Annotated in this window: 21 protein-coding genes; 15 read left to right on the forward strand and 6 right to left on the reverse strand. The window is 68.6% G+C overall.

Annotation, left to right across the window (positions count from 1 at the left end):
• Window positions 1–39 precede the first annotated feature (39 nt).
• The 3 genes from AC07OH_RS18285 to AC07OH_RS18295 are packed head-to-tail and all read left to right on the forward strand — an operon-like array spanning window position 40 to window position 6,826.
• Complete coding sequence (locus tag AC07OH_RS18285) at window positions 40–4,827, forward strand: CapA family protein (RefSeq protein WP_495301644.1); 4,788 nt, start codon at window positions 40–42, stop codon at window positions 4,825–4,827.
• Window positions 4,824–5,783: an alpha/beta hydrolase family protein gene (locus AC07OH_RS18290; protein ID WP_495301645.1), complete on the forward strand. Its 960-nt coding sequence runs from the start codon at window positions 4,824–4,826 to the stop codon at window positions 5,781–5,783. The genes AC07OH_RS18285 and AC07OH_RS18290 overlap by 4 nt, the downstream gene beginning before the upstream one ends.
• A complete protein-coding gene (locus AC07OH_RS18295; RefSeq protein WP_495301646.1) occupies window positions 5,780–6,826 on the forward strand; it encodes an aldose epimerase family protein in 1,047 nt (348 codons plus the stop codon). Before AC07OH_RS18290 ends, AC07OH_RS18295 begins: the two co-directional genes overlap by 4 nt.
• Before the next feature lie 7 nt (window positions 6,827–6,833).
• Here the strand turns inward: AC07OH_RS18295 and AC07OH_RS18300 are convergent, their stop codons facing one another.
• Window positions 6,834–7,079 carry a DUF2798 domain-containing protein gene (locus AC07OH_RS18300; protein WP_495301647.1) on the reverse strand — a complete coding sequence of 82 codons (246 nt, stop codon included), beginning with the start codon at window positions 7,077–7,079 and terminating at the stop codon, window positions 6,834–6,836.
• 233 nt (window positions 7,080–7,312) lie between these two features.
• On the opposite strand from AC07OH_RS18300, the gene AC07OH_RS18305 reads away from it, so the two are divergent.
• The gene (locus AC07OH_RS18305; RefSeq protein ID WP_139700859.1) at window positions 7,313–8,218 is read left to right on the forward strand and encodes a LysR family transcriptional regulator; all 906 of its coding nucleotides are present in this window, start codon (window positions 7,313–7,315) and stop codon (window positions 8,216–8,218) included.
• On the opposite strand, the gene AC07OH_RS18310 is transcribed toward AC07OH_RS18305, so the two are convergent.
• Window positions 8,215–9,159, reverse strand: coding sequence for an SMP-30/gluconolactonase/LRE family protein (locus tag AC07OH_RS18310; protein ID WP_495301648.1), 945 nt, complete (start codon window positions 9,157–9,159; stop codon window positions 8,215–8,217). The two genes, AC07OH_RS18305 and AC07OH_RS18310, sit on opposite strands and share 4 nt — an antisense overlap.
• Before the next feature lie 108 nt (window positions 9,160–9,267).
• On the opposite strand from AC07OH_RS18310, the gene AC07OH_RS18315 reads away from it, so the two are divergent.
• Window positions 9,268–10,068 carry an SDR family NAD(P)-dependent oxidoreductase gene (locus tag AC07OH_RS18315; protein WP_495301649.1) on the forward strand — a complete coding sequence of 267 codons (801 nt, stop codon included), beginning with the start codon at window positions 9,268–9,270 and terminating at the stop codon, window positions 10,066–10,068.
• Here the strand turns inward: AC07OH_RS18315 and AC07OH_RS18320 are convergent, their stop codons facing one another.
• Entirely contained in the window at window positions 10,069–11,028 is a 960-nt protein-coding gene (locus AC07OH_RS18320; RefSeq protein WP_369644706.1) for a LysR family transcriptional regulator, read from the reverse strand.
• A gap of 147 nt (window positions 11,029–11,175) precedes the next feature.
• On the opposite strand from AC07OH_RS18320, the gene AC07OH_RS18325 reads away from it, so the two are divergent.
• The 10 genes from AC07OH_RS18325 (at window position 11,176) to AC07OH_RS18370 (ending at window position 23,907) form a co-directional block, all read left to right on the forward strand.
• Window positions 11,176–12,630 (forward strand): aldehyde dehydrogenase family protein, encoded by a 1,455-nt coding sequence (locus tag AC07OH_RS18325; protein WP_495301650.1) that lies wholly within the window; start codon window positions 11,176–11,178, stop codon window positions 12,628–12,630.
• A gap of 61 nt (window positions 12,631–12,691) precedes the next feature.
• Window positions 12,692–13,657 carry an ABC transporter substrate-binding protein gene (locus AC07OH_RS18330; RefSeq protein ID WP_062480580.1) on the forward strand — a complete coding sequence of 322 codons (966 nt, stop codon included), beginning with the start codon at window positions 12,692–12,694 and terminating at the stop codon, window positions 13,655–13,657.
• Between the two features lie 12 nt (window positions 13,658–13,669).
• Window positions 13,670–14,740 (forward strand): multiple monosaccharide ABC transporter substrate-binding protein, encoded by a 1,071-nt coding sequence (chvE, locus tag AC07OH_RS18335; RefSeq protein ID WP_062480578.1) that lies wholly within the window; start codon window positions 13,670–13,672, stop codon window positions 14,738–14,740.
• Window positions 14,741–14,772: 32 nt separating this feature from the next.
• Entirely contained in the window at window positions 14,773–16,299 is a 1,527-nt protein-coding gene (gene mmsA, locus AC07OH_RS18340) for a multiple monosaccharide ABC transporter ATP-binding protein (RefSeq protein WP_495301789.1), read from the forward strand.
• Window positions 16,286–17,494 carry a multiple monosaccharide ABC transporter permease gene (mmsB, locus tag AC07OH_RS18345; RefSeq protein WP_495301651.1) on the forward strand — a complete coding sequence of 403 codons (1,209 nt, stop codon included), beginning with the start codon at window positions 16,286–16,288 and terminating at the stop codon, window positions 17,492–17,494. Before mmsA ends, mmsB begins: the two co-directional genes overlap by 14 nt.
• Window positions 17,495–17,498: 4 nt before the next feature.
• Window positions 17,499–19,019 carry a sugar ABC transporter ATP-binding protein gene (locus AC07OH_RS18350; protein ID WP_495301652.1) on the forward strand — a complete coding sequence of 507 codons (1,521 nt, stop codon included), beginning with the start codon at window positions 17,499–17,501 and terminating at the stop codon, window positions 19,017–19,019.
• Between the two features lie 148 nt (window positions 19,020–19,167).
• A complete protein-coding gene (locus AC07OH_RS18355) occupies window positions 19,168–20,202 on the forward strand; it encodes an ABC transporter permease (protein WP_495301653.1) in 1,035 nt (344 codons plus the stop codon).
• Window positions 20,199–21,233 carry a galactofuranose ABC transporter, permease protein YjfF gene (gene yjfF, locus AC07OH_RS18360; protein WP_495301654.1) on the forward strand — a complete coding sequence of 345 codons (1,035 nt, stop codon included), beginning with the start codon at window positions 20,199–20,201 and terminating at the stop codon, window positions 21,231–21,233. The genes AC07OH_RS18355 and yjfF overlap by 4 nt, the downstream gene beginning before the upstream one ends.
• 10 nt (window positions 21,234–21,243) lie before the next feature.
• Entirely contained in the window at window positions 21,244–22,980 is a 1,737-nt protein-coding gene (locus tag AC07OH_RS18365; RefSeq protein ID WP_139700879.1) for an IlvD/Edd family dehydratase, read from the forward strand.
• A 9-nt stretch (window positions 22,981–22,989) separates the two neighbouring features.
• Entirely contained in the window at window positions 22,990–23,907 is a 918-nt protein-coding gene (locus AC07OH_RS18370; protein ID WP_495301655.1) for a dihydrodipicolinate synthase family protein, read from the forward strand.
• A gap of 48 nt (window positions 23,908–23,955) precedes the next feature.
• Here AC07OH_RS18370 and AC07OH_RS18375 read toward each other — a convergent pair whose 3' ends face one another.
• From AC07OH_RS18375 to AC07OH_RS18385, 3 genes are all read right to left on the reverse strand, one after another.
• On the reverse strand, window positions 23,956–24,225 hold the full coding sequence (locus AC07OH_RS18375; protein WP_489059158.1) for a hypothetical protein: 270 nt from the start codon (window positions 24,223–24,225) through the stop codon (window positions 23,956–23,958).
• 148 nt (window positions 24,226–24,373) lie between these two features.
• On the reverse strand, window positions 24,374–24,859 hold the full coding sequence (locus AC07OH_RS18380; RefSeq protein ID WP_495301656.1) for a hypothetical protein: 486 nt from the start codon (window positions 24,857–24,859) through the stop codon (window positions 24,374–24,376).
• 91 nt (window positions 24,860–24,950) lie between these two features.
• The gene (locus tag AC07OH_RS18385; protein WP_489059154.1) at window positions 24,951–25,367 is read right to left on the reverse strand and encodes a hypothetical protein; all 417 of its coding nucleotides are present in this window, start codon (window positions 25,365–25,367) and stop codon (window positions 24,951–24,953) included.
• Window positions 25,368–25,451: the final 84 nt, after the last annotated feature.

The raw sequence follows: 25,451 nt of genomic DNA on the forward strand, positions 1-25,451 counted from the left end.
GTGGCAGGCTGCGCCGTGGCCTGTCATCATTCGCGGCGCATGACTCACCAAGCTCCCGTCCCCCTCGCCGATCTGTTGAACCGCGCCAGGCAGGCCCTGGCCACCCCGGACGGGGCGTTGCCCCCGGTCCCGCCCGCCACCGACGAGGCCGGCTGCGTGGTGTTCCTCGCGATGGGCGAGGGCGAAAGCCGCGCCCGCGTCGTCATGGGCCGCGGCCCCGACACCGAAGCTGCGTGGCAGGCCGCCGCCGAGGCGCTGGCCGTGAAGGCCCAGCGCGCCGAGCGGCCCGCGCAGCGGCTGCGCGCGGAGATCGTCGAGCGCGCCACGCCCATGACCTGGGGCGAACTGAAGGCGCGGCTGGCGCTGACCAAGCGCAACTACTTCAACGAAGGCATCGCGCTCGACGCGCGCTTCGAGACCGCGTTGCTCGCGCAGGAGATGCACGGCAGCGCCGTGCTCTACAACGGCACGCTGGACCATGCCGACCCCAACAGCGGCAACCTGCGCACACACACGAAACGCCGCTTCGGCGACGAGCGCGACTTTCCCACCGACGACGCCGCGCCCGTGTGGTGCTTCACCACGCGCGCCGTGTACGTCGACGCCGAGGGCGCCTGGCCGCTCACCGCGCAAGGGCAGGCCGCGGGCTTTCGCACGCTCACCGACTGGAACGCAAAGCAGGTGCGCGCGCTGGTCGACTCGGCGAGCGACTACCTGGCCGAGCAGGTCAAGCCCACGGGCGAGTTCCACTACGGCTGGTTCCCCTGCTTCGATCGCGCGATTCCCACCTACAACACGCTGCGCCACGCCAGCTCCACCTACGCGATGCTCGAAGGCTGGGAGCTCACGCGCAGCGACGTGCAGAAGGCCGCCATCGACCGCGCGCTGGCCTTCCTGAGCCAGCGGCTGATCCGCCGCGCCACGCTGGCCGACGGCACGCAGGCCGCCTTCCTGGTCGACATCGGCAACGAGATCAAGCTCGGCGGCAACGCCGTGTGCCTGCTGGCGTTCGTGAAGTACACCGAGCTCACCGGCGATGCGCAGTACCAGCCGCTGATGGAGCAGCTCGCGCTGGGCATCCGCTCCATGCAGGACCCCGAGACCGGGCGCTTCGTGCACGTGCTCAACCACCCGGGGCTCGACGTGAAGGAGCCCTACCGCATCATTTACTACGACGGCGAAGCGGCCTTCGGGCTGATGCGGCTGTACGGCCTCACGCGCGACGCGCGATGGCTCGCGGTGGTCGAGAAGGCCTTCGAGCACTTCATCGCGGCGGGCCACTGGCGCGCGCACGACCACTGGCTGAGCTACTGCGTCAACGAACTCACGCGCTTCAAGCCCGAGACGCGCTACTACCAGTTCGGCCTGCAGAACATGGCGGGCCACCTGGACTTCGTGCTGGAGCGCATCACCACCTTCCCCACGCTGCTCGAGCTGATGATGGCCGCGCGCGAGATGGTGCTGCGGCTCGAAGCCGACCCGGCCCTGCGCCCGCTGCTCGCGGGGCTCGATCGCCACAAGTTCGACCGCGCGCTGGAGCACCGCGCGCGCTACCTCGCCAACGGCCACTTCTGGCCGGAGCTGGCGATGTTCTTCCGCCACCCCGACCGCATCGCGGGCGCGTTCTTCATCAAGCACCACAGCTTCCGCGTGCGCATCGACGACGTGGAGCATTACCTGTCGGGCTACGTGGCCTACCACCGGCTGCTCGAAGCGCGTGAGGCGCAGCAACAGAGCGCACAGCTCTCGCAAGCCGCCACCGAGCCAGCCGCACCGCGCGGGCTCGAAGGCACCGTGCTGTGGGGCGGCGACGTCAACCTGGGCCGGCGCCAGCACTACCGCATGCACGAACTGGGCGGCCCCGCCCGCATGCTCGGCGACATCCCCGCGCTGCGCGAGGCCGACCTGCGCATCGTGAACCTCGAATGCGTGGTCGCCACCACGGGCGCGCAGGGCGTCGAGAAAGACGAGGGCGGTCCTTATTACTACCGCGCGCGGCCCGAGATGCTCGCGGTGCTGACCGAGGCCGGCATCGACATGGTCGCCACGGCCAACAACCACAGCGGCGACTACGGCCCCGAGGCGCTGCTGGAGCAGCACGGGCTGCTGAACGCCGCCGCCATCGCCTTCGCCGGCACCGGGCCCGACCTCGATTCCGCGCTGAGCCCCGCTTTCCGCCAGGCCGGCGGGCTGCGCGTGGCGCTGTTCTCGCTCGACGCCACGCAGCCGCGCTTTGCGGCCACCGCGAAGCTTCCTGGCGCCGCCTGGCTGTCGCTCGATGACCCCGCGGCCTGGCGCGCCACGCTCGCGCCGCGCATCGCCGCCGCGCGCCATGAAGCCGACGTGGTGTTGGTGGCCGTGCACTGGGGCGAGAACCTGGAGACCGAGCCCTCGCGCGCCGAGATCGCCGTCGGCCACGCCATCGTCGAAGCCGGCGCCGACGCGGTGCTCGGCACCTCGGCGCATGTGCTGCAGGGCATCGAGGTCTACCAGGGCCGGCCGATCCTGCACGACGCGGGCGACCTGCTGTTCGACGCCATCCGCAACGACCTCGCGGACTCCGGCGTGTTCTCGTTGCGCCTGGGGCCGCATGGCGTCGAGGAGGTGGTGTTCACGCCGGTGGGCGTGGGCTTCGGCTTCTCACAGCAGCTCGCGGGCGAAGCGGCCGAAGCCGCAAGCGCGCGCTTCGCCGAACTCTGTCGTGCGCTCGGCACCGAGATGACGGCGCGGCCCGATGGGCGCTGCGCGCTGCAGCTGTCGCCACCCGAACGCACCGCGCCGGCCGGGCGCCCGCCGCTGGCGCCGCTGTCGGCCTCGCGCCCGCCCGCGCTCGTCGGCCCCGTGCTCGCGCCCCGGCCCGAGTGGTCGGTCGATGCGGTACCGGCCGACGCGCAGATGCGCCCGATCCAGATCGGCCCGCTGCGTCTCGTGGGCATCCGCTGCGCGCCGACGCAGATCGTGGGGCGCCGGCTGCTGTGGGTCGAGTCGTTCTGGACCGTCGATGCGCCCGTGAGCGCCGACCTGCGCGTGCAGTTCCGCGCGCTGCCGATGCGCAGCAGCACCATGCCGCCGTGGGGCGAGGCCATGGACCACGACCCCTGCGACTGGATGTGGCCCACCAGCCGCTGGACGCCGGGACGCATCTACCGCGACCGCTACGGCCTGCGCGCGCCGCGCCTGGGCCTGCTCGAGAACGATGTGCTGCAGATCGAGGTGCGCGTGCGCGGCAGCATGTCCGACCTGCCGGGCGCGCGCCGGCTGCCCGTGTGGTGCGGCCTGCGCGTGCCGAAATTCCCAACGCCCCTGCCCCAGCGCCCCGCGCCCGTGCTCGCCGCGCTGCGCCCCGGCGCAACGCCGCAGGCGTCGCCCGTGTGGACCGCCGACGAGCTGCAGCGCGTGGTCGGCGGGCAGTGGCTGGTGCCGCCGCCGCCGGGCTGGTTCGTGAACGCGGTGGTGCGCGGACCGGCGCACATGGCGCGGCTGCCCAAGCCGGCGCTGTTCATCGCGTCCGACTACCGCACGCTCGCCAAACACGAGAACTACAGCAAGCCGCGCAGCGACAACCCCGACCGCCACGACGATCTGCCCGCGCTGCAGCAGGCGCTGGCGGGCGCGGTGGTCGCGCACCCGGTGGCCGGGCTCGACCCGTCGCTCCCGCTGCTGCAGGTCGACGATCCGATCCGCGCCATGATCGACCTGGGCATCGCTGCGCGTGCGCGCTTCCAGGGCCGCGTGGTGGGCGTGACCGGCACGGTCGGCAAGTCGTCCACCATCGCCATGGTGCGCGACCTGCTGCCCGAGGCGGCGCGCGTGCACACCACCATCGACAACTACAACTCGCGCGTCGGCGTGCCGGCGATGCTGGCCAACCTCGCGGCCGATGCCGACGTGTGCGTGCTCGAGATGGCGCAGAGTTCGCTGTGGATGGACCGCGGCCCGATCTCGCTGCTGGCGCGCCCGCACGTGGCCATCCTCACCGAGATCGGCCTGTCGCAGACCCGCCAGACCGCCACGCTCGAACAGACGGCCGAGTTCAAGTCGCGCATCTTCCTCGGGCTGGAGCCCGGCGGCGTAGCGATCGTGCCCGACCACATTCCCTGCCTGGCGCAGGTGGTGCGGGCCGCGGCGCGCACGGCCGGCGCCATCTGGGTCGTGGGCAGCGGGCCCGACGCCAACATCCGCATCGTCGACACCCGGCCCGAGCCCGACGGCGGCTGCCGCGTGCGCATCGCGCTGCCGGGGCGCACCGTGGAGTACCTGTTCCCGATCGCGAGCGCCGGGCTGGTGCGCAATTCGTCGCTGGCCTTCGCCGCGCTGCTGGCCATGGGCTTCGACGCCGAGGCCGCGTGCGCACGCATGCCTTTCGTGCGCCTGCCGGCCTCGGTGATGCAGGTGCGCGCGCTGCGCACGCCGACCGGCGTGCAGGCCACGCTGATCGACGACAGCTGGAACGCCGAGGTCATGTCGATGCGCAACGCGATGGAGTTCGTGCGCACCTACCAGCGCGCGGTGCACGGGCCGGTGACGCGCAAGATCGGCGTGCTCGGGCGCATCATCAACCTCGACAAGGAAGCCGAGGCTATGCACCGCAGCCTCGCCGCGCCGCTGCTGGCCTCGGGCATCCAGCACCTCGTGACGCACGGCGCCGAGATGCGCTGGCTGCGCGAGGAGGTGCCGGCCGAGCTGCTCGGCCCGCACTTCGAAGACGCCGCGCAGCTCACCGGCTACCTCGTCGACTTCCTGCGCGACGGCGACCTGGTGCTGGTGAAGGGCGACCGCCAGCAGTCGGACTTCGGCCTCATCTCCGAACTGCTGCAGAAGCTATGAAGCCGCGCACGCGCCTGGCCTGCCTGCTGCTGGTGATCGCGCTCGTGCAGACGGCCTGTGCGCAGCGCGCCGACGCACCGAAGGCCGCCGCGCCGCGCGAACCGGCCGCCGCCGCGTCGGCCGAGGGCGCGCTGCTGCACTGGAACCAGCCCGCCGTGCGCGCCAACTGCCCCGACCGCCCGGGCTTTCTCTGGGTGCAGGCGGTCGAGGGGCCGTCGTGCATCCGCTACTTCGCGAGCCGCGACATCGACGACGCGCGCATCGCCATCGTGCAGTTCTCGGGCGACCGCGACAGCGTGATGAACCAGTCACCCACGCGCATTCCCGGCAACACCGAGCCGCTGCGCACGCTCGACGCGCAGGCCGCGGGCGACCGCGCGGGCATGCCGTGGATCTTCATGGCGCGCCCCGGCACCTACGGTTCGTCGGGCGACCACCGCCGGCGGCGCGAGGCGGTGGAGTTCCATGCGCTCGATGCGGCCCTGGAGGCGCTGATGCAGCGCCACCGGCTGCAGCGCGTGGTGCTCTTCGGCCACAGCGGCGGCGCCACGGCCGGCGCCGCGCTGCTCACGCTCGGGCGCACGCGCGTGGCCTGCGCGGTGCTCACGTCGGGCGCGTTCGACCTGCTGGAGCGCGCGCGGCTGCTCGGCCGCTCGAAGGACGGGCGCACCGACACCACGGGCAGCTCGCAGGTCTACGACCCGCTGGACCACGTGGCCGGCATCCCGCGCGATCCGCAGCGGCGCATCGTGCTCATCGGCAACCCCGACGACCGCAACACGCCGTTCGCGCTGCAGCAGCGCTTTGCCGATGCGGTGCGTAAGGCAGGCCACCGCGTCGAGGTGATGACCTACGCGGCCGAGCCGCCGACCTTCCACGACCTGAAAGACCGCATCGGCCTGCGTACCGCGTCGCAGTGCGCGCGCGAAGCGCTGCAGTCGCAAGAAGCCCGATGACGCTCACCTCGCGCCCCTTCGGCGCCATGCCCGACGGCCGGCCCGTCACCGAATACACGCTCGACAACGGCCACGGCCTGCGCTTGAGCGCCATCCACCTCGGCGGCATCGTCACCGCGCTGCATGTGCCTGATCGGCAGGGGCGCAGCGCCAACGTGGTGCTGGGCTTGCCCTCGCTCGATGACTACCTGAAGCCGCACCCGCACTTCGGCACCATCGTCGGCCGCTACGCGAACCGCATCGCGGCGGGCCGCTTCACGCTCGACGGCACGCCTCACCAGCTGGGCCTGAACGATGGCGTGAACACGCTGCACGGCGGTGCCACGGGCTTCGGCAAGCGCTACTGGGAGATCGTGCCGGTGCCTGATGCGCTAGCCCTCGAACTGCGCTACACCAGCGCCGACGGCGAAGAGGGCTACCCCGGCGAGGTGCAGCTGACGGTGCGCTACACCTTGAGTGCCACGGCCAACATCTGGCGCATCGACTACCGCGCCACCACCGACCGGCCCACGGTGCTCAACCTGAGCCACCACGACTACTTCAACCTCGCCGGCAGCGGCTCGGTGATGGACCATGTGCTGACGCTGCCCGCGAGCCGCTACTGCCCGGTCGATGCCACGCTCATCCCGCTCGGGCTGGGCGAGGTGGCCGGCACGCCTTTCGATTTCCGCACGCCGACGCGCATCGGCGAGCGCATCCGCGACGGCCACGAGCAGCTGCTGCGCGCGCATGGCTACGACCACAACTGGGTGCTCGACCGCAGCGGCACGGGCCTGGCGTTTGCGGCGCGCCTCGCCCACGAGGCCTCGGGCCGCGTGATGGACGTGCACACCACCGAGCCCGGCGTGCAGTTCTATTCGGGCAACTTCCTCGACGGCAGCCTGCTCGGCAGCGCGGGCGCGAGCCTGCGCCAGGGCGACGGCCTGTGCCTGGAGACGCAGCACTTTCCCGATGCGCCGAACAGGCCAGCGTTCGTGTCGACCGTGCTGCGCCCCGGCGAGGTGTTCGCCAGCACGACCGAGCACCGCTTCGGCATCGGCTGACCACGGATCAGCGGGTCGGGCTCTGCACCGTTGCCGCCACGATCCGGCGCACCACCGGCAGCACCACGAGCAGCGACGGAAACGCGGCCAGCCACGACACGCCCCATGCGGCCATCCACATCTGGAAGAGGCCCGAGGCCAGCCCCACGCTCTTGAGCGTGGAGATGCCCGCCACGATGCACGACATGAAGATCGACAGCAGGAAGGGCATGACGATGCCCGCATAACGGGCCGGCAGTTTTCTTGTGGTCATGGTTGGGCAAGCTCCTGGATGTGGTTGTTCAAGGTGCGCGGACGGGGTTGCAGCCCCTCTGAGTCGTCGGCGCCGATCACCGGCACGGTGGGTCTGTGTCGTTGTTTCATGGAATGATTCCTTCGTTTGTGGCCATGCGGCCTGCGACCGCGAGGCCTCGAAGATACGAACGGCAGGCGCCATCGGGAAGCCACGCGCGCCGCCATAGACCTTCATCCAGACCGAGAGAATCCATGGACCAGATTCAGGACATCCGGGCCTTCGTGGCCATCGTCGACCACGGCAGCCAGAGCGCGGCGGCCCGGCACCTGGGGCGCTCGGTGCAGTCGATCAGCCGCTCGCTGAGCGTGCTCGAGCGCAGCCTGGGCGTGCAACTCCTTCGCCGCACCACGCGGCAGTCGTCGGTCACCGAAGTGGGGCTGGCCTACCACCGCCGCGTGCAGGCCGCGCTGGCGGAGTTCGATGCGGCGGCCGTCGAGGCCAGCAGCCAGCTCGCCTCGCCGCGGGGCCTGCTGCGCGTGGCCGCGCCGGTGCAGTTCGCGCCGGCCTTCGTGGTGCCGCTGATCGGCGCGTTCATGCAGCGCTACCCGGACATGGAGGTCGAGCTCACGGCCTCCGACCGTTTCGTGGACCTGATCGAAGGCGAGCTGGACCTGGCCATCCGCATCGGCGAGCTGCCCGATTCCGAACTGGCGGCCAAGCCGCTCGGCGAGCTGCGGCTGGTGGTGTTCGGCTCGCCGGCGTACTTCGCGCGGCACGGGCGGCCGCAGCGGCCCGAAGACCTGGCCGACCACCAGTGCGTGGTGCGCACCACGCACGGCAGCGACGCGCACTGGCCCTTCACGGTCGACGGCACGCTGCAGCGCGTCAAGGTGGCGGGGCGCTTCCGGGCCGACAACACCGCCGCGATCTATGCGGCCGTGCTGAGCGGGCTGGGCCTGTTCTTCACGCCGCTGTGGCAGATCCGCGACCTGCTCGACAGCGGGCAGGCCGAACTGGTGCTGACCGAGTTCGAGTCGCCGAGGATTCCGGTCCACGCGGTGTGGCCTTCATCCCGCGGCAGCTTCGCGCGGGCCCGGCTGTTCGCCGATTTCGCGGCGGCGCACCTGCCGTCGCTGCAGCCGCGCGAGGGCGCCTAGCCGGCGAACAGCGCCGCCGGCACGCCGGGGCTGTCGATGCGCACCGAGAAGAGCCCACCGGCCAGCGGCTCGCTCTTCAGCTGTTCTTCGGTGCGGCCGTTGCGCGCGGTCGTGATGTAGAGCGTCTGCATGTCGGCACCGCCGAAGGCGCAGTCGGTCACGTTGCTCGCGGGCAGCGCGATGCGGCACAGCTCGGCGGCGCTCACCGGGTCGTGGCAGGTGACGCAGGCGCCGTCCCAGTGCGCGATCCACAGGCGGCCGGCCGCGTCGGTGGTCATGCCGTCGGGCAGGCCGTCGCCCTTCGGGAAGCGGTGCCACACGCGCTTGTTCGACACCGCGCCGGCGTCCATGTCGAAGTCGTAGGCGTACAGCTTGTTGATCGCCGTGTTGTTGAAGTACATGGTGCGGCCGTCGCCCGACCACGTCGGCCCGTTGGTCACCTCGAAGCCGTCGTCGTGCCGCGTGCAATGGCCGTCGGCGTCGAAGCGGTAGAGCGCGCCGGTGGGTGCCTTGCAGTCGAAGTCCATGCTGCCGGCCCAGAAGCGGCCGCGGCTGTCGCACTTGCCGTCGTTGAAGCGGTTGCCGGTGCGCTCGGGTTCGGGCTGGTGCAGGTAGCGCGGCTTCGTGGTGTCGCCGGGCACGGTGGTGTCGAACAGCGCGAAGCCGCGGCGCAGCGTGAGGAACAGGCCCGGCGCCGACGCACGCTCGGAAATTGCGGTGATCTCTTCGTCGAAGTGCCAGGTGCGCTGCGCGCCCGTGGCCGGGTCGTAGCGGAACAGGCGCGGCTGCAGGATGTCGATCCAGTACAGCGCCTGCTCGCGCACCGACCACAGCGTGCCTTCGCCGAGGTCGGCGGCTGCCGGCCAGAGGCATTCGGGGGTGCCGAGCACGCGGGGCGCTGCGAGCGGCGAAGAAGGGGCGCTTGTCTCTTGCATGTTCATTTGTTCTTTCTGTGGGTCATGTCGCCTTGACGCGGCGGATCGTATCAAGGCATATTGATAATAGAAATTGAAAATAACTGAATCGATTGATATGTATTTTGCAATGTCATGAGATGCCCCCTGGAGACCTTTTTCTTGAATTCCCCCCAGCTTTCCATCCATCCCAGCCTGAAGGGCCGCACCGTGTTCGTCACCGGCGGCGGCAGCGGCATCGGTGCGGCCATCGTCGCCGCGTTCGCGGCGCAGGGTGCGCGCGTGGCCTTCGTTGATATCGCAGAAGGTGCCAGCGCAGCGCTCGCCGCGCAGATCGCCGGGGCCGGCCACGCCGCGCCGTGGTGGCGCGCCTGCGACGTGCGCGACATCGGCGCGTTGCAGCAGGCCATGGCCGACGCGGCCGCCGAGCTCGGCGACTTCGCGGTGCTGGTCAACAACGTGGCCAGCGACGACCGCCACACGCTCGCATCGGTCACGCCCGACTACTACGACAACCGCATGGCCATCAACGAGCGGCCCGCGCTGTTCGCGATCCAGTCGGTGGTGCCGGGCATGAAGCGCCTGGGCTTCGGCTCGGTGATCAACCTCGGCTCCACGGGCTGGCAGACCAAGGGCTCGGGCTACCCCTGCTACGCGATCGCCAAGTCGTCGGTGAACGGCCTCACGCGCGGGCTCGCGGTGGAACTGGGCAAGGATCGCATCCGCATCAACACCGTGTCGCCCGGCTGGGTGATGACCGAGCGGCAGGTGGCACTGTGGCTCGACGAGGAGGGCGAGAAGGCGCTGCACCGCAACCAGTGCCTGCCCGACAAGCTGATGCCGGAAGACATCGCGCGCATGGTGCTGTTCCTGGCGTCGGACGACGCGAAGATGTGCACCGCGCAGGAGTTCACCGTCGATGCCGGTTGGACCTGATCAGTCCATCTCGAGTTTGCGTCCGTAGACGCTCATGCTCGCGGTCTTCAGCGCCTTCATCATCACCTTCGCGGCCGGCGACAGCAGCCGGTCGGTGCGCGTGATGATGCCGAAGGCGTCCATGTGGCAGGGCATGTCCAGCGGCAGCAGCGACACGATGCCGTGCGAGGCGTAATAGCGCGCCACGTCGGTCGCCAGCACCGCGACCATGTCGCTCTGCTGCAGCATGCGCGTGATGAACAGCAGCGCCGGGCTCTCGATGATGTTGCCCGGCGGCGCCAGGCCTTCTTCCTGGAACATCAGCTCGAAGCGGTGGCGCAGCACGCTGCCCGCGGGCGGCACGATCCAGCCGGCGCCCACCACGTCGCGCAGCGTGAGCCCGCTCACGCCCAGCAGCGGATGGCCGGGGCGCACCAGCGCGCACACGGGCTCCTCGGTGAGCGCTTCGTAGCGCAGCTGCGATTTGTCGTGCTCGGCGAACAGCCGCGCCACGAGGATGTCGAGCTTGCCCTGCTCGAGCCGCTCGAGCAGCACCGGGCTGGTCTCGATTTCCAGTGACACGCGCAGGTCGGGCTGCTCGCGCTTGACCATCGCCACGGCCGGCGGCATCAGCGTGAGGCCCGGCGCGGTGATGGCGCCCACGTTCACCTGGCCGAGGCGCCCAGCCTTCAGCGCGGTGAGCTCGTCGTGCGCCTGGTTCAGGCTGGCCAGCGCCACGCGGGCGTGGCGGATCATGGTCTCGCCGTACCAGGTGGGGCGCATGCCGCGCGGCAGGCGCTCGAACAGCGGCACCTCGAGCACGTCTTCCAGGTCTTTCAGCAATTTCGACGCGGCGGGCTGCGTCATGTTGAGCACCTGCGCCGCGCGGTGGATGTTGCCTTCCTCGGCCAGCGCCACCAGCAACAGCAGCTGGCGGGTCTTGAGGCGGGCGCGGATGAACCAGTGGTTGTAGGTGTTCATGAAGAGGCTGCGAACGAAGGTCTGACGGGGTTTTCCAGAATCCACCGATTGATATGCATTTTGTCTAAAAAACGATTGGATCGATATCGAAATCGTTTCTAGACTCCCGCCCCAGTCCCATCACAACAGAGACAAGGCAACGCCACGGTGATCCACGGCGAGCTTCGGCAGAGCGTGCGCCAGTACATCAACGGCCGCTGGGAAACCAGCGCGACCACCGGTGTCAGCGTCAATCCATCGGACACCAGCGAAGTGGTGGCCGAGTACGCACGTGCCGACCGGCGCCAGGTGGAGCTGGCGGTCCGCGCGGCCAGCGAGGCCTTCGTGCACTGGAGCCACAGCACGCCGCAGCGGCGCGCCGACGTGCTCGACCGCATCGGCGCCGAGCTGCTCGCCCGCAAGGACGAGCTGGGCCTGCTGCTGGCGCGCGAGGTCGGCAAGACGCTGCCCGAGGCCGTGGCCGAGGTGGCGCGCGCGGGCCAGATCTTCAAGTTCTTCGCGGGCGAGGCCCTGCGCGGCGGCGGTGGCGAGAACGTGGCCTCGGTGCGCGCCGGCGTGCAGGTCGACGTGACGCGCGAGCCGGTCGGCGTGGTGGGCCTCATCACACCGTGGAACACGCCCTTCGCGGTGCCGGCCTCCAAGATCGCCGCGGCACTGGCGCACGGCAACAGCGTGGTCTTCAAGCCGGCCGAGCTGGTGCCGGCCTGCGGCTGGGCGCTCGCCGACATCATCGGCCGCGCCACGCTGCCGGCCGGCGTGTTCAACCTCGTGATGGGCAGCGGGCGCGAAGCGGGCCAGGCGCTGGTCGACAGCCCGCTGGTCGATGCGCTGAGCTTCACCGGCTCGGCCGCCAACGGCGAACGCGTGCTGCAGGCCGCCACCACACGGCGCGCCAAGGTGCAGCTGGAGATGGGCGGCAAGAACGCGCTGGTCGTGCTGGCCGATGCCGACCTGGACCGCGCCGTCGACTGCGCGGTGCAGGGCGCTTATTTTTCGAACGGCCAGCGCTGCACCGCATCGAGCCGCCTCATCGTCGAAGCCGCCGTGCACGACGCCTTCGTGGCGCAGCTGCGCCAGCGCCTGAAGACACTGAAGATCGGCCACGCACTGGAACGCGGCATCGACATCGGCCCCGTGGCCGATGCGCAGCGGCTGGCGCAGAACCTCACGTGGATCGACATCGCGCGCGAAGAGGGGGCTGAGCATGTGTGGGGCGGCGAGGCACTGCAGCGCGCCACCGCCGGCCACTACATGAGCCCCGCGCTCTTCCTGGCCCAACCCGAACACCGCATCGCACGCGAAGAAATCTTCGGGCCGCTGGCCTGCGTGCTGCGCGCCGACGATTACGACGAAGCGCTCGCGCTGTGCAACGACACGCCCTTCGGCCTGTGCGCGGGCCTCTGCACCAACTCGCTGAAGCACGCGATGCACTTCAGGCGCCATGCCGTGGTCGGCATGACGATGGTCAATCTGCCGACCGCGGGGGTGGACTTTCATGTGCCCTTCGGCGGTCGCAAGGGGTCGGGCTACGGGCCGCGCGAACAAGGGCGCCACGCCGCGGAGTTCTACACGACGGTGAAGACCGGCTACATGCTGGCCTGAGCTGAAAGCCAACGGTTCTCGAACGGTTTCTTAAAAGCAAGTCAACAGAAGGAGACATCCCATGACCATGAATCGCCGCACCCTCAACACCGCGCTCGCCGCCGCAGCCCTGGGCAGCATGCTGCCCGTGTCCGCCCTCGCGCAGAAGAAACTCGTGCTCGGCTTCGCGCAGGTGGGCGCCGAGAGCGAATGGCGCACCGCCAACACCGAGTCGATCAAGTCCTCGGCCAAGGAGGCGGGCATCGAGCTCAAGTTCTCCGATGCGCAGCAGAAGCAGGAAAACCAGATCAAGGCCATCCGCTCGTACATCGCGCAGAAGGTCGACGTGATCGCGTTCTCGCCCGTGGTCGAGTCGGGGTGGGAAACCGTGCTGCGCGAGGCCAAGGCCGCGAAGATCCCGGTGGTGCTGACCGACCGCTCCGTGAACACCAAGGACGACTCGCTCTACGTGACCTTCATGGGCTCCGACTTCACCGAGGAAGGCCGCAAGGCCGGCCGCTGGCTGGTCGAGAAGATGAAGGACCAGAAGGGCGAGGTGAACATCGTCGAGCTGCAGGGCACCGTGGGCTCGGCCCCGGCCATCGACCGCAAGAAGGGCTTCGAGGAAATCATCAAGGCAGACCCGAAGTTCAAGATCACCCGCTCGCAGACCGGCGACTTCACGCGCGCCAAGGGCAAGGAGGTGATGGAAGCCTTCCTCAAGGCCGAGGGCAAGAAGATCAACGTGCTCTACGCGCACAACGACGACATGGCCATCGGCGCGATCCAGGCGATCGAAGAGGCCGGCATGAAGCCCGCGAAGGACATCACCATCATCTCGATCGACGGGGTGAAGGGCGCCTTCGAAGCCATGATCGCCGGCAAGCTCAACGTGTCGGTCGAATGCAGCCCGCTGCTCGGGCCGCAGCTCATGAGCGCGGTGAAGGACATCAAGGCCGGCAAGACGCTGCCCAAGCGCATCGTCACGGAAGAAGGCATCTTCCCGATGGAAGTCGCCGCCAAAGAGTTTCCCAATCGCAAGTACTGAGGACCGACCGACATGAAACGCAACTTCCTCAAGGCCTCGCTCGCGGGCCTGGCCTTCGCCGTCGTCGGCTTCACGCCGCTGGCCCACGCGCAGGACAAGGGCCTCATTGCCATCTCGATGCCCACCAAGTCGTCGGCGCGCTGGATCGCCGACGGCGCGAACATGGTCAAGTACTTCAAGGACAAGGGCTACAAGACCGACCTGCAGTACGCGGACGACGACATTCCCAATCAGCTTGCGCAGATCGAGAACATGGTGACGAAGGGCTCGAAGGTCCTGGTCATTGCCGCCATCGACGGCACCACGCTCTCCGACGTGCTGCAAAAGGCTGCTGACAAGGGCGTGAAGGTCATCGCCTACGACCGGCTCATCAAGGGCTCGAAGAACGTCGACTACTACGCCACTTTCGACAACTTCCAGGTCGGCGTGCTGCAGGCGCAGTCCATCGAGGCGGCGCTGGGGCTGAAGAGCGGCAAGGGCCCGTTCAACATCGAGCTGTTCGGCGGCTCGCCGGACGACAACAACGCCTTCTTCTTCTACAACGGCGCGATGTCGGTGCTCGACCCGTACATCAAGAGCGGCAAGCTCGTGGTGCGCAGCAAGCAGATGGGCATGGACAAGGTCGGCACGCTGCGCTGGGACGGCGCGGTGGCGCAGGCCCGCATGGACAACCTGCTGTCGGCCTACTACACGAAGGACCGCGTCGATGCGGTGCTGTCGCCGTACGACGGCCTGTCGATCGGCATCCTCTCGTCGCTCAAGGGCGTGGGCTACGGCTCGGGCTCGCAGCCGATGCCGGTGGTGTCGGGGCAGGACGCGGAGATTCCCTCGGTCAAGTCGATCCTGCGCAAGGAGCAAAGCTCCACGGTGTTCAAGGACACGCGCGAGCTGGCCAAGGTGACGGTCGCCATGGTCGACGCCATGCTCTCGGGCAAGGCGCCCGAGGTGAACGACACCAAGACCTACAACAACGGCATCAAGGTCGTGCCCTCGTACCTGCTCAAGCCGGTGAGCGTGGACGGCTCCAACTGGAAGCAGGTGCTGGTGGACAGCGGCTACTACAAGGAAAGCCAGGTCAAGTGAGCCCGACCGGCGAAGCGCGCACGATCCTCGCGATGCGCGGGATCACCAAGACGTTCCCGGGCGTGAAGGCCCTGAGCAACGTCAACCTCGCCGTGCGCGCGGGGGAGATCCACGCGGTGGTCGGCGAGAACGGCGCGGGCAAGTCGACGCTCATGAAGGTGCTCAGCGGCGTCTACCCGTGCGACTCGTACACCGGCGAGATCCATTTCGAGGGCGAGCTGCGCCGCTTCAAGGGCATTGCCGACAGCGAGAAGCTGGGCATCATCATCATTCACCAGGAGCTGGCGCTGGTGCCGCTGCTGTCGATTGCCGAGAACATCTTCCTGGGCAACGAGATCGCGAGCGGCGGCGTGATCGACTGGTTCGCCGCCTATGCGAAGACGCGCGAGCTGCTCGCCAAGGTGGGCTTGAAGGAGCCGCCCACCACGCTGGTGACCGACCTGGGCGTGGGCAAGCAGCAGCTGGTGGAAATCGCCAAGGCGCTGGCGAAGGAAGTGAAGCTCCTGATCCTCGACGAGCCCACCGCGAGCCTGAACGAGAACGACAGCGATGCGCTGCTCGCGCTGCTGCTCGAGCTGAAGCGCCAGGGCATCGCCTCGATCCTCATCTCGCACAAGCTCAACGAGATCGCCAAGGTGGCCGATTCGATCACCGTGCTGCGCGACGGCGCCACGGTGGAGACGATGGACTGCCGCGGCGCTCCGATCAGCGAAGACCGCATCATCCGGGGCATGGTGGGCCGCGACATGGAACACCGCTACCCGCAGCGCTCTCCGAAGATCGGCGAGACCGTGCTGGAGGTGCGCGACTGGCGCGTGCACCACGCGCTGCATGCCGACCGCGAGCAGATCAAGGGCGTGAACCTGCAGGTGCGCCAGGGCGAGATCGTCGGCATCGCGGGCCTCATGGGCGCGGGGCGCACCGAGCTGGCGATGAGCGTGTTCGGCAAGTCGTACGGCCAACGCATCAGCGGCACGGTGCTGATGCACGGCAAGCCGGTGGACGTGAGCACGGTGCGCAAGGCCATCGACCACGGCATCGCCTACGTCACCGAAGACCGCAAGGGCCTCGGGCTGGTGCTGGAGGAAGGCATCCGCAAGAACATCAGCCTCGCGAACCTCGATGCGATTGCCGAACGCGCGGTGATCGACGATGGCCGCGAGTTCAAGGTGGCCAACGATTTCAAGAAGGCGCTGAACATCCGCTGTTCGGGCGTCGAGCAGCTGGTGGTCAACCTGTCGGGCGGCAACCAGCAGAAGGTGGTGCTGAGCAAGTGGCTCTTCACGAAGCCCGAACTGCTGATATTGGACGAACCCACGCGCGGCATCGACGTGGGCGCCAAGTACGAGATCTACACCATCATCGACCAGCTCGCGAGCGAGGGCAAAGGCATTCTCATGATTTCTTCCGAACTGCCCGAGCTGCTGGGCATGTGCGACCGCATCTATGTGATGAACGAGGGCCGCTTCGTGGCCGAGTTCACCGCGGCCGAGGCGTCGCAGGAACGCATCATGCATGCCATCGTGAGCGCAGGGAGTTCTGTCCATGTCGCCGCCTGAAGCCAACGCGGTGCAGGGCGCCGCACCCGCCGCCACCCCGAAGCTCCACGTGGGCTTCCTGAAGAACAACCTGCGCGAATACGGCATGCTGATCTCGCTGGTCGCGATCATGGTGCTGTTCCAGGTGCTGACCGACGGTACGCTGCTGCGGCCGCTGAACCTCACCAACCTGCTGCTGCAGAACAGCTACGTGGTCATCATGGCGCTGGGCATGCTGCTGGTGATCGTGGCGGGGCACATCGACCTGTCGGTGGGCTCGGTCTGCGGCTTCATCGGCGCGCTCGCGGCGGTGCTGATGGTGGAGTACGAATGGCACTTCGTGCCGACGGCGCTCATCAGCATCGCGGCCGGCGCGGTGATCGGCGCCGCGCAGGGCTGGTTCGTCGCGTTCCGCAAGATCCCCTCGTTCATCGTCACGCTCGCGGGCATGCTGGTGTTCAAGGGGCTCACGCTGGCGCTGCTGGCGGGGCAGTCGGTGGGGCCGTTTCCGGTCGAGTTCCAGCGCCTGAGTTCGGGCTTCATTCCCGATCCACTGGGCGGCGAAACGCTGCGCACCACCTCGCTGATCGTGGGCGCGCTGGCCGCAGCGGCGCTGGTGTTCTTCAAGCTGCGCGGGCGCGCCAAGCTCAAGGCGCACGGCATGGAGCAGGAGCCCTACGCCTTCTTCCTCGTGAAGAACCTGTTCTTCGCGGCGATCATTCTTTTCTTCAGCTACCTGCTCTCGACCTACAAGGGCCTGCCCAACGTGCTGGTGGTGATGGCGGTGCTGATCGTGGTGTACGACTTCGTCACCAACCGCACCACCATCGGCCGGCGCATCTATGCGCTGGGCGGCAACGAGAAGGCCGCGCGGCTGTCGGGCGTGAAGACGCAGCGGCTGGCGTTCCTCACCTTCGTGAACATGGGCGCGCTGGCGGCGTTGGCGGGGCTCGTGTTCGCGGCGCGGCTCAACACGGCCACGCCCAAGGCGGGCCTAGGTTTCGAGCTCGATGTGATTGCTGCCTGCTTCATCGGCGGCGCCTCGGCCTCGGGTGGCGTGGGCCGCGTGATGGGGGCGGTGATCGGCGCCTTCATCATGGGCGTGATGAACAACGGCATGTCGATCCTGGGCATCGGCATCGACTACCAGCAGGTCATCAAGGGGCTGGTGCTGCTGGCGGCAGTGTTCATCGACGTCTACAACAAGAACAAGTGAACGCATGACCGACAGCGGCGTCACCCCCGTGCTGGAGTTGCGGGGCATCCACAAGCAGTTCGCCGGCATCCCGGTGCTGAACGGCGTGCAGCTGAAGCTCTACCCGGGCGAGATCCATGCGCTGATGGGGCAGAACGGCGCGGGCAAGTCCACGCTCATCAAGGTGCTCACGGGCGTGCTGCCTTCCAGCGGCGGCGAGATGTGCCTCGATGGCCAGGCCATCCGGCCCGGCTCGCCGCTGGAGGCGCAGAAGCTGGGCATCAGCACGGTCTACCAGGAGGTGAACCTGTGCCCGAACCTCTCGGTGGCGGAGAACGTGTTCGCGGGGCGCTATCCGCGCTGCGGCGCGCTGCAGGGCTTTCGCATCGACTGGGCCGCGGTGAACCGTCGGGCAGAAGAACTGCTGGCGCGCATCGGGCTCGACATCGACGTGACGCGGCTGCTATCGAGCTATTCGGTCGCGGTGCAGCAGATGGTGGCGATCGCACGCGCGCTCGGCGTGTCGTCGAAGGTGCTGATCCTCGACGAGCCGACGTCGAGCCTCGATGACGACGAGGTGGAAAAGCTCTTCGAGGTGCTGCGGCGCTTGCGCGGCGAAGGCCTGGCCATCGTCTTCGTGACGCACTTCCTGAACCAGATGTACGCGGTGTCCGACCGCATCACCGTGCTGCGCAACGGCAACTGGGTGGGCGAATGGAAGGCTGCGGACCTCGGCCCGCAGGCGTTGATCGCGGCGATGCTGGGTCGCGAGTTGGCTGCGCAGTCGGCACGACCTGCCGCGCTGCCCGCGTTCGATGAAGCAGCGCCCGCGCTGCTGCAATCCGAAGGACTGGGGCAGGCCGGGCAGTTGCAGGCCACCGACCTGCGCGTGCGTGCCGGCGAGGTCGTCGGCATCGCCGGCCTGCTCGGCGCGGGCCGCACCGAACTGGCGCGCCTGCTGTTCGGCCTCGAATCGCCCGACCGTGGCGTGCTGAAGATCGACGGGCGCTCCGTCAGCTTTTCGAATCCCGCCGACGCGATCCGCGAAGGCCTTGCGCTGTGTCCCGAAGAGCGCAAGACGGATGGCATCGTGGCCGAGCTGTCGGTGCGCGAGAACATCGCGCTGGCGCTGCAGGCCCGGCTGGGCACGCGGAAATTTCTTTCGCACGCCGAGCAGACCGCGATGGCCGAGCGCTTCGTCGCATCGCTGGGCATCAAGACGGCCAGCGTCGAAACGCCCATCGGCCTGCTCTCGGGCGGCAACCAGCAAAAAGCCATGATCGCGCGCTGGCTCGCGACCGAGCCGCGCCTGCTGATCCTGGACGAGCCCACGCGCGGCATCGACGTGGCTGCCAAGCAGGAAATCATGGAAGAGATCCTGCGGCTCGCGCGCGCGGGCATGGCGGTGATCTTCATCTCGTCGGAGATGAGCGAGGTGGTGCGCGTGGCGCATCGCATCGTGGTGCTGCGCGACCGGCAGAAGGTGGGCGAACTGCCGGGTGGTTCGACCGAGGACGAGGTCTACGAAATGATCGCTGCCGCATGACGCGCCACGATCTCTCCTCGTGTTTCTCCCTCCCCTTCCGGGGGAGGGTCGGGGTGGGGGCTCGCGGCCTTCACCGCCGCGCAGCATCAGAGGCCGCGTGCCCCCATCCCAGCCTTCCCCCGGAAGGGGAAGGAGCAAGGCAGAAGCCATGACGCGCCTTTCATCCCTCATGCAGCATCGGCTTGCATGGCCGGTCATCACGCTGCTGCTCCTGCTCGCCATCAACACCGCGTTCAACGCCAGCTTCCTGCACCTCGAATGGCGCGACGGCCATCTCTACGGCAGCCTCATCGACATCGTGAACCGCGCGGCGCCGCTGGTGCTGGTCTCGCTGGGCATGACGCTGGTGATCGCCACGCGCGGCATCGACATCTCGGTGGGCGCGGTGGTGGCCATCGCGGCGGCGGTCGCGGCCTGGATGATCGGCGGCTCGGTGTCCAGCGGCGTGAGCCGCTTCCCGATGCCGCTCGCGATCCTCGCGGCGCTGGCGGTCGCGCTGCTGTGCGGCCTGTGGAACGGGTTGCTGGTCGCCAAGGTCGGCATGCAGCCGATCATCGCGACGCTGATCCTCATGGTGGCGGGGCGCGGCATCGCGCAGCTCATCGCGGACGGGCAGATCATCACGATCTACTACAAGCCCTTCTTCTTCCTCGGCAGCGGCTACCTGCTGGGGCTGCCGTTCTCGTTGTTCATCGTGGCGGCGGTGTTCGCGCTGCTGTACCTGGCGATCACGCGCACGGCGCTCGGCCTGTTCATCCAGGCGGTGGGCATCAACCCGACGGCCGCGCGCGTGGCGGGCATCCAGGCGCGGCGGCTGGTCGTCGGCGCGTATGCGTTCTGCGGCGTGTGCGCGGGCGTGGCGGGGTTGCTGATCAGCTCGAACGTGAAGAGCGCGGACGGCAACAACGCCGGCCAGCTGCTGGAGCTGGATGCAATCCTCGCGGTCACGCTCGGTGGCACGGCGCTCACGGGCGGTCGCTTCAGCCTCGTGGGCAGCGTGATCGGCGCGCTCATCATCCAGACGCTGACCTACGCGATCTATTCGCTGGGCGTTCCGCCGGAGATCAATCTCGTGGTGAAGGCGGTGGTGGTGTTCGTGGTGATGCTGATGCAGTCGCCGGAGTTCAGGGCGGAGGTTCGCACGCTGGTGCAGCGGCCGGTGCATGACGGGAGCAGGGCATGAGCGCGGTGATCGACGCCAACGCGGCACCCTCACCCCAACCCTCTCCCGCAAGCGGGAGAGGGGGCAAGAAGGGGCTCAATCCGAAGTACCTGCCGCTCACTGCGACCATCTCGCTGTTCGTGCTGATGGCGACGCTGGGCTCGGTGTTCTACGACGGCTTCTTCTCGGCGCAGGTGTTCCTCAACCTGCTGATCGACAATGCCTTCCTCATCGTCGTCGCGGTCGGCATGACCTTCGTGATCCTCTCGGGCGGCATCGACCTGTCGGTGGGATCGGTGATTGCGCTCACGACGATGGTGTCGGCCTCGCTGGTCGAGAAGCACGGGTGGAGTCCGGCGGTGGTGATTCCGCTGGTGCTGGCGATGGGCACGGCCTTCGGTGCGTTCATGGGGCTGCTCATCGAGCGCTTCCGGCTGCAGCCCTTCATCGTCACGCTGGCGGGCATGTTCCTCGCGCGGGGGCTGTGCTACCTCATCAGCATCGACTCGATCAGCATCACCAACGCCTTCTATTCGGAGGTCTCGCAGATCCGCATTCCCATCTGGGGCGAGGCTTCGGTGTCGGTCAGCGCGGTGATCGCCATCGCCGTGCTGCTGGCCGCGGTGTTCGTCGCGCACTGCACGCCGTTCGGGCGCGCGGTGTACGCCATCGGCGGCAGTGAGCATTCGGCGATGCTGATGGGCCTGCCGGTGCGCCGCACGCTCGTGGGCGTGTACACGCTCTCGGGCTTCTGCTCGGCGCTGGCGGGCGTGATCTTCACCTTCTACATGCTCTCGGGCTACGGCCTGCATGCGCTCGGGCTGGAGCTCGATGCGATTGCCGCGGTGGTGATCGGCGGCACGCTGCTCACCGGCGGCGTGGGCTACGTGGCGGGCACGCTCTTCGGCGTGCTGATGCTCGGGATCATCCAGACGCTGATTTCCTTCGACGGCACGCTGAGCTCGTGGTGGACGCGCATCGTGGTCGGCGCGCTGCTCTTCGTGTTCTGCCTGCTCCAACGCTTCTTCACCTCGCGCGCTCCGCGCCGCTGACCACTTCCCCATGACAAAGAAACTGCGCTCGACCGAATGGTTCGGCTCCGCCGACAAGAACGGCTTCATGTACCGCAGCTGGATGAAGAACCAGGGCATCCCGGACCACGAGTTCGACGGCCGCCCCATCGTCGGCATCTGCAACACCTGGTCGGAACTCACGCCCTGCAACGCGCACTTCCGCAAGATCGCCGAGCACGTCAAGCGCGGCATCTCGGAGGCGGGCGGTTTCCCGGTCGAGTTCCCGGTGTTCTCGAACGGCGAATCGAACCTGCGGCCCACCGCGATGCTCACGCGCAACCTCGCGAGCATGGACGTGGAAGAAGCCATTCGCGGCAACCCGGTGGATGCGGTGGTGCTGCTCACGGGCTGCGACAAGACCACGCCCGCGCTGCTGATGGGCGCGGCCAGCTGCGACATCCCGGCCATCGTGGTGACGGGCGGGCCGATGCTCAACGGCAAGCTCGACGGCAAGGACATCGGCTCGGGCACGGCCGTGTGGCAGCTGCACGAATCGCTGAAGGCGGGCGAGATCAACCTGCACCAGTTCCTCTCGGCCGAGGGCGGCATGTCGCGCTCGGCGGGCACCTGCAACACGATGGGCACGGCCTCCACCATGGCCTGCATGGCCGAGGCGCTGGGCACCTCGCTGCCGCACAACGCGGCGATTCCGGCGGTCGATGCGCGGCGCTACGTGCTGGCGCAGATGTCGGGGGCGCGCGCGGTGCAGATGGCCAAGGACGGGCTCACGCTGTCGAAGATCCTCACGCGCGAGGCCTTCGAGAACGCGATCCGCGTGAACGCGGCCATCGGTGGATCGACCAATGCGGTGATCCACCTGAAGGCGATCGCGGGGCGCATCGGCGTCGAGCTGGAGCTGGAAGACTGGACGCGCATCGGCAGCCACACGCCGACGATCGTCGACCTCATGCCCTCGGGGCGCTTCCTGATGGAAGAGTTCTATTACGCAGGTGGCCTGCCTGCGGTGTTGCGCCGTCTCGGCGAGAACGGGCTGCTGCCGCACCCCGGCGCGCTCACCGTGAACGGCCAGTCGCTCTGGGACAACGTGCGCGAGGCACCGAGCCTCAATGACGAGGTGATCCGCCCGCTCGACAACCCGCTCATCGCCGACGGCGGCATCCGCATCCTGCGCGGCAACCTGTCGCCGCGCGGCGCGGTGCTCAAGCCCTCGGCCGCCACGCCCGAGCTGCTGAAGCACCGCGGCCGCGCCGTGGTGTTCGAGAACCTGGAGCACTACAAGGCGCGCATCGTCGATGAAGACCTCGACATCGACGCGAGCTGCGTGATGGTGCTGAAGAACTGCGGCCCCAAGGGCTACCCCGGCATGGCCGAGGTCGGCAACATGGGCCTGCCGCCGAAGCTGCTGCGCCAGGGCGTGAAGGACATGGTGCGCATCTCCGACGCGCGCATGAGCGGCACGGCGTACGGCACGGTGGTGCTGCATGTCGCGCCCGAAGCGGCCGACGGCGGGCCGCTCGCGGCGGTGCGCGACGGCGACTGGATCGAGCTCGACTGCGATGCGGGGCGCCTGCACCTGGACATCAGCGACGAGGAGCTGGCGTCGCGCCTCGCGTCGCTGTCTGCATCCGACGCGCAACCCATGAGCACGCGCGGCGGCGGCTACCAGAAGCTCTACGTCAACCACGTGCTGCAGGCCGATGAAGGCTGCGACTTCGATTTCCTCGTCGGCTGCAGAGGCTCGGCCGTTCCCCGCCACTCCCACTGATCACACGTCATGACCCCCCGATACCGCGGCATTTTCCCGGTGGTGCCCACCACCTTCACCGAACAGGGTGCACTCGACCTGGAGAGCCAGAAGCGCTGCGTCGATTTCATGATCGACGCGGGCTCCGACGGGCTGTGCATCCTGGCGAATTTCTCCGAGCAGTTCGTGCTGTCCGACGAGGAGCGCGAGGTGCTCACGCGCACGATCCTCGAGCACGTGAAGGGCCGCGTGCCGGTGATCGTGACGACCACGCACTACAGCACCCAGGTCTGCGCCGAGCGCAGCCGCCGCGCGCAGGACATGGGGGCGGCGATGCTGATGGTGATGCCGCCGTACCACGGCGCGACTTTCCGCGTGCCCGAGCCGCAGATCCACGAGTTCTACGCGCGGCTGTCGGATGCGGTGACGATTCCGATCATGGTCCAGGACGCACCCGCGAGCGGCACGGTGCTGTCGGCGCCGTTTCTCGCGCGCATGGCGCAGGAGATCGAGCAGGTCGCTTACTTCAAGATCGAAACCGCCGGCGCCGCGTCGAAGCTGCGCGAGCTGATCCGCCTGGGCGGCGATGCCATCGAAGGGCCGTGGGACGGCGAAGAAGCGATCACGCTGATGTCCGACCTCGACGCCGGCGCGACCGGTTCGATGACCGGCGGCGGCTACCCCGACGGCATCCGTCCGATCATCGAGGCGCACCGTTCAGGCGACCGCGACCAGGCCTTCGCGCTGTACCAGCGGTGGCTGCCGCTCATCAACTGCGAGAACCGCCAGGCGGGCCTGCTGGCCTGCAAGGCGCTCATGAAGGAAGGCGGCGTGATCGCCTGCGAAGCGCCGCGGCATCCGCTGCCCGCGCTGCATCCCGAGACGCGCGCCGGCCTCATCGAGACCGCGCGGCGGCTCGATCCGTTGGTGTTGCGCTGGGGGAAATGAAAAAGGCGGGCCCGGGTACGCCAGGTACCGGACCGCCATGGGACGGGCTCAGGAAGCGGCGTTGTTGCCCGCTTCGAGCTCGGTGACTTGCAGCGAGAGATCGAACAGCTTGGACTTGCTGGCGTAGTAGCGGTCCAGGCGCCACTCCTTCAGGATGTCCATCGCAAGCTGGAAGCTCTTGTAGTCGAGGCTGTAGAGCGTGATCAACTCGAAGCTGCGTTCGGCTTCGAGCGCCAGCACCAGTTGGGCAAGGATCTTGGCCGATTCGTTGGCCGGGTCCGTTTCAATGAATCGGCGAGCGACCTTGATGGCATTCATGGGAAAGTGTTCCTCGGTTGGCAGGGACCGGGAACTATAGCTAGCACCTGCCTGTATTTTGTGACGATTTGATGACAAACGAGGGCATCGCCCGCGAACGTGTCGTCGGTGTTATCACCGAGGCGCATTCCGGGCGATACGCGCCGGGTCACTGCACCGGAACAGGGCGCGGCATGGGCATCGGCATCGGTTCCGCAGGCATGGGGGCGACCATCGGCGGCGGCAGCGTCGCGGCCGGCATCGTCACCACGCGGGTCGAGACCGACTCGCGGATCACGCCGCCGCCCATCACGCTGCCATCGACATTGCTGCGGATGTTGCCTGCGCTGCCCAGCACGCGGGCTTCGCAGTCGGCGCGCTCGACCGGCGGCTGCAGGCCGCAGCGGGCCACGGCGTTGGCGCGGTAGTCGGGCGCGGAGGTGAGGCCGCCGCGCGCCGCGGCCTGGCGCGCGGCGCCGGCCTCGCGGATGCAGGCGGCACGGTCCTGCTGGTTGTGGCCGCAGACCGCAATCTCCTGCTGGTAGGTGCTGTTGCCGCCGCCCGCATCCCCGCGGGCGGCCGCGGCGATGGTGGTGGTGGCCAGCCCGCTGATCGCGAGCAGGGCGAAGATCATCGAACGCACATTGTTGGACATGGTGTGCTCCTTGGCTATCGGGACGAAAGACTGGGATCAGGCCCGGAATCGTTGGACCGGCGCTGGGCGTCGAGGTTCAGGGCCGGGTGCTTCAACGCACCGGCTGCACGGGCTGCGGCGGCAGCGGGGTGACGGTTTCGCGGATCACGCCGCCGCCCATCACGCTGCCTTCGGTGGTGGTGCGCGCACCGCCGCGCATGCGCGCCTCGCAGTCCGCGCGGTCGGCCACGGGCTGTTCGCTGCAGCGCGCCATCGCGTTGGCGTCTTCACGCGCGGCGCCGGGGGCGGTCAGGCCGTTGCGCCCGGCTTCCTGGCGCGCGGCGCCGGCTTCGCGCAGGCAGGCCGCGCGGTCCTGTTGCACGCCGTCACACGTGGCACGTTCTTTTTGCATCCGCGCGTCGCTGCCCGGCGCCTGGGCCGAGGCCAGCGGCGCGCCGGCCATGAAGAAGCCGCCGACGGCCACGAGGGCGGCCGTCGAGAGCGTGGAACGGAAGGTGTGGATCGTCATCGGGGCTCCTGAAGCGGCGCGCCGTGCGAACAGAAAACAGAAAGCAAAAGAACGCAGGGTGCGACCGGTGCCCCAGTGTGGGCC

This window comes from Variovorax sp. GW821-FHT10C12 (genome assembly GCF_059415405.1).